This window comes from Paenalicyclobacillus macrosporangiidus (assembly GCF_900116805.1).
Lineage (GTDB): Bacteria > Bacillota > Bacilli > Alicyclobacillales > Alicyclobacillaceae > Alicyclobacillus_H > Alicyclobacillus_H macrosporangiidus.
Genome location: NZ_FPBV01000055.1, coordinates 1 through 4,532, shown reverse-complemented (window position 1 = coordinate 4,532; position 4,532 = coordinate 1). Strand labels below are relative to the sequence as shown.

Sequence of the window (4,532 nt, the reverse complement as noted above, 5' to 3'; positions counted from 1 at the left end):
TTTCACGAAGGCAATACCCTGCAGGCGGCAGTGGAGGCCTACCGGGAGCGGTATGGCCATTATCCGGAAGCCGTGCTGGCCGACAGGGCCTACCGAACTCGGGAGAATCTGCGTTACTGCAAAGAGCGTGGCATTCGCCTGAGTGGACCTCCGCTGGGTCGGCCTTCGAAGACGGCGCGGACAGAACAGGCACGGATTGAGAAACAGGATGCAGCGGAACGAAACGAAATCGAGGGGAAGATCGGCGAAGGCAAGCGTTTGTACGGTCTGGGTCTGATTCGGACGCGTCTGCGAGCCACGAGCGAGACGGTTATCGCGCTGCAACTGCTGGTGATGAACTTGGAGCGGCGACTCCGCCTTCTTCTGTACCTTGTATTTGCGCGGCTCGAGCGCTGTCCGATCTCAACTGCTCTGGCGAACTCGTGACCTGTTCAGCAGACCCTACTTACGGCCGTACAACGACAGCTTGGAGACCCGTTTATGTTCGAGTATGAGTTGGCCGAAGAGGCACTACAGGACGCCCGGGAGACCGTCAATATCATCCGGGCGCATTGGGCGCAAATGCCTCCAAAGCTGAGAACTGGGATCAAGTTCGAAGAACCAGAAGCGGAAGAAGCGGACTGAGAGGACCCGGTAGTCGCATGACTTCGGGTCCCATCACACACTGGGAAGAGAAATTATGCTCGTCCGCTCGTCATTGTATGCGGCATGCCTCTAAATCATTACAGGCTCGCAACATGATAGAATAACCAGTGGGAGAGGGGAAACCTTCTCCGCGTGCACTCCCTGACGAAAGGGGGTGGACGGGTTGAGTGTGTTTCTCGCCATGCTGGGGCTGGCAGCCGTGATTCGCGCGGTTGAGACCCTAGTGTGGGCAATGAGAAAGGGCCCCGGCAATCGGCAAACTCGACGGGGTCCTCTTCATTTTGTCGCAAACATGGTGCACGAGATGCCTAGCCACAATGCTACAATGCGATCGAAGTTGCCCCGACTGGGATGCACACGTCAGGGGCTTGGGCTGTGGGCGCGGTTGCCGCAACATCCTTCCTGCTGCGTCTTTCGTGGAAATCGATGCGGCAGCTACTCAAAAGCAACTGGAATGCGGTCCTCGTCGGCGCCTCCACGGTGGGCGCAATTGTGCGTGAATTGGACCAGACTGAAGTACCGAGAGACGTGAGATTGAGGCCTTTCAACTGGAAGACAACGTTTTCGCCGACACATTTGCGGTCCCGATGACGACGACTGGTAACATCGCGATGGCTGCCAGCATCTTCATCGTGAATCTGTCTGGTAAAGCCATGATACACGAGTGGGGTATATAACGTGAAGATTAGAAAGATATTTTTTGTTTTGGGCGTATTTCTTGTTACTGGTATGTCGGTGTTCGGCGTGTCGATATACTACCTGTTTTATTCTCCGAATCGCTTCCCCCACGGTACATTGATGAAGAGTGTGGAGTCTCCCGATCACCAATACAAGGTCAACATTTACCTCACGAATGGCGGAGCCACGATGGATTTTGGCATTCGCGGGGAATTGGAAGAGGAGCGGACTCACTACAGGCGCAATATCTATTGGCAATACCATGAGGACAAGGCGACAGTGCTTTGGGTCAACAACAATATGGTTTCCATCAACGGACACGTACTGGACGTAGCAAAGGGGCAAACGTACTTTTGGAGACCATAGCACGGGTGGCCTGGGCACCAAAGGCTCAGTTCGCCCCGTGTCGGGGGATTGTCGCGCTGAAAGAGCTCATCCAGGAAAGACAATTCGGTCATCTTTGTGACATCATGTTATGTCCGATAAGTGAACGTTATCGGACATGATTTGATATCGAGAAAATGACTGAAGAACACTCAAATGACATACGTTTTTAGTTATAGCGTACGTATAATGTATTGTAAGAACGTCACCGATCCGAAAATAAGGTGATTTCCATGATGTCCATTGCAAAGCTGTCTCCAAAATTCCAACTCACAGTGCCAAGTGAAATTCGTGAGGCGCTCGGCGCGCAACCAGGCGATAAAATCCTCTTCCACCAAAAGCCGAATGGGGAGATTGTGATTCGTCGCATACCGCGAACAACTGCACGCGAGCTTGCGGGGTCCCTTGGAAGGGCGAGCGGAAGGAACATTGAATACGTGCCGCTTGACGAGGCACGCCGCATGACGTACGACGAGCTGTCAGAACGACGTTCTAAGGAATTCATTCAACAGAAAGACCGTTTAGCGGATGATGGCGGTGACACCAAGTGAACGCCATTCTGGTGGACACCAATGTGATTCTGAGGTTTCTGCTTGGGGATCACCCTGAATATTCGTCTGCAGCCACCAAGTTGTTTGCAGCCGCTGAGCAGGGGGAAGTCACACTGTCCATTGACCCCATGATTGTTGCAGAATGCTGCTCTGTACTGGAAGGACGAGTTTATCAGTTATCCAAGGAACTTATTGCTTCTCATCTTGTGCCAGTCCTCGTCCATGACGGGGTTCAGTGTGAGAATCTGCTCACGGTTTTGGACGCCCTGCAAATCTATTCCGAACATCGTCTGGATTTCGCAGATGCCTACCTCATTGCCTTGGCTCGGCGTACCGATCAAGTGGTGGCGACGTTTGGCGACAAGATGCTTGGTGTTGAGAACGTGTCCGTGCACGGCCTCAGCTGACGAATCGCGCAAGTTCTTTGCTTGGATATGACACATCCCTGGGGATACGTTTGTCTGGGGGCTTGGTGATGGAAGGAACGATTGCGAAACACGAATCAACATCCGTTGACACGCCGATTACCGAGTTAACCGTCAGAGCAAATGAGTACATTCGCCGCTCCAAGGCGAAGAACACAGTCAAGGCGTACAAGTCGGACTGGCAAGCCTTCTCCCGTTGGTGCGATGAACAGGGGGCGCGTTCACTGCCGGCAGAGCCAACCACCGTGGCATTGTACCTGTCACACATGGCCGACCAGGGCTACAGAACGAGCACGATTGGGCGACGCATGATCTCCATCGGACTCGCTCATAAGACAAAAGGGTACCCCTCACCAACGGCCACTGAGACGGTGAAGAGCGTTTGGCGCGGGATTCGCAACACGCTCGGGGTTGCCCCACGTGCCAAAATTCCAGTGCTTGTCGAAGATCTACGCAGGATGCTGCGGTATGCACCCGACGACCTCCTCGGACTGCGCGATAGAGCACTTCTGCTCATTGGTTTCGCCGGCGCGTTTCGGCGGTCTGAGTTGGTTGCATTGAACGTCGAAGACGTCCAGTTCGTTCGCGAAGGTCTCATCATCACGGTTCGCAGAAGCAAATCTGACCAGGCAGGTGAGGGGAGGAAGGTGGGAATCCCTTACGGGTCGCACCTGGAAACCTGCCCAGTCCGGACCCTTCAAGACTGGATTGAGGCCGCACAACTTACCTCTGGACCCTTGTTTCGCCGAGTGACGAAAAATCGGGAGATCGGGGACCACGCTTTGTCGGACAAGACGGTCGCCCGTCTTGTGAAGAAGTACTGCGAATATATCGGGCTCGATCCACGAAAGTACGCCGGGCACAGCCTGCGTGCTGGCTTGGCAACATCCGCAGCCATGGCGGGCGTGTCCGAACGAGCCATCATGGCACAGACCGGTCACAGAAGTGTGATGATGGTACGGCGATACATACGAGATGGGAACGTCTTTCGCGAAAATGCAGCAGCGCGTATCGGGCTGTAAATGAAAAATGAGAACAACGTCACCGTGCGGCATGGTTGTCCGGTGACAACGGTTGTCCTACGACGCTTGCCGCGAAGTCTCCTGCACGAAACTGAGAGGAAATGAACGGCTTCCTTGGTCCGTCGGGTCCAAGGAAGCCGTTATAACCCAGGCATCTGTTCTTCGGGGAGACGTGAAAACAGAGCACATCTGTACAGTCGAGCTTCCGCTGCGATCGCACCATGGTAAACATTACCATATCCAACCAGACGGAAACAAAACGTCCGATAATATATATTATGTTAACTTAAAACGAATTGAGACCCATTACTCAAGCACTCTGGATCCACACTCACTATCGAGCGAGAAATGATTCATCGTCAGGACAGCGACAACTATGAAACTCTGGACACGGCCGTCAAAACAATTTCGCATGCGCGATCCAAAGCCTTGTCCAACCGTTCTGACCCAAAGGCTGGATTCCAATCGTGCCATAACTCATCACTGACCGCCAAGACATTCGCTACGTCAACACCACGCACCATGCCAAGCGCGTACATCGCGGATGTTTCCATATCCACTCCGAGGACGCCCGAATTCCGATGGCGATTGATTTCATCGATATGTTCTCGATAGATCGCGTCTGTCGTCCAATGACGCCCAGTGACCGTCGAATAACCTAGAGAGTCTGCACATTGCATCAATAATTTACGTAACTGTTCAGATGCATGGACAGTGGTTTCCGGAGGTAAATAGGGTCTGCTGAACAAACGGAAAGTCGTTTACTGGCCAGGATTTTGGGGCTCTGATCGCGAATTTATGTGCAAGGGTTTTTGTAGACAGGTCGC

7 protein-coding genes are annotated in these 4,532 nt (G+C 53.3%); 6 read left to right on the top strand and 1 reads right to left on the bottom strand.

Annotation, left to right across the window (positions count from 1 at the left end; genetic code table 11):
• The 6 genes from BM357_RS18355 to BM357_RS18335 form a co-directional block, all read left to right on the top strand.
• Window positions 1-426 (top strand): transposase (locus tag BM357_RS18355; RefSeq protein ID WP_139234802.1); only part of this gene is annotated, 426 nt, incomplete at its 5' end.
• 54 nt (window positions 427-480) lie between these two features.
• Window positions 481-624 carry a hypothetical protein gene (locus BM357_RS20035; RefSeq protein WP_175511592.1) on the top strand — a complete coding sequence of 48 codons (144 nt, stop codon included), beginning with the start codon at window positions 481-483 and terminating at the stop codon, window positions 622-624.
• 699 nt (window positions 625-1,323) lie between these two features.
• Window positions 1,324-1,689, top strand: coding sequence for a DUF5412 family protein (locus BM357_RS18350; protein WP_083430683.1), 366 nt, complete (start codon window positions 1,324-1,326; stop codon window positions 1,687-1,689).
• Between the two features lie 254 nt (window positions 1,690-1,943).
• The gene (locus BM357_RS18345; RefSeq protein ID WP_083430684.1) at window positions 1,944-2,258 is read left to right on the top strand and encodes an AbrB/MazE/SpoVT family DNA-binding domain-containing protein; all 315 of its coding nucleotides are present in this window, start codon (window positions 1,944-1,946) and stop codon (window positions 2,256-2,258) included.
• A complete protein-coding gene (locus BM357_RS18340) occupies window positions 2,255-2,665 on the top strand; it encodes a type II toxin-antitoxin system VapC family toxin (protein ID WP_074956809.1) in 411 nt (136 codons plus the stop codon). The genes BM357_RS18345 and BM357_RS18340 overlap by 4 nt, the downstream gene beginning before the upstream one ends.
• Window positions 2,666-2,733: 68 nt before the next feature.
• Window positions 2,734-3,705 carry a site-specific integrase gene (locus BM357_RS18335; protein WP_074956807.1) on the top strand — a complete coding sequence of 324 codons (972 nt, stop codon included), beginning with the start codon at window positions 2,734-2,736 and terminating at the stop codon, window positions 3,703-3,705.
• Window positions 3,706-4,079: 374 nt separating this feature from the next.
• Here the strand turns inward: BM357_RS18335 and BM357_RS20840 are convergent, their stop codons facing one another.
• Complete coding sequence (locus BM357_RS20840; protein WP_074956805.1) at window positions 4,080-4,454, bottom strand: phosphorylase family protein; 375 nt, start codon at window positions 4,452-4,454, stop codon at window positions 4,080-4,082.
• Between the last annotated feature and the right edge of the window lie 78 nt (window positions 4,455-4,532).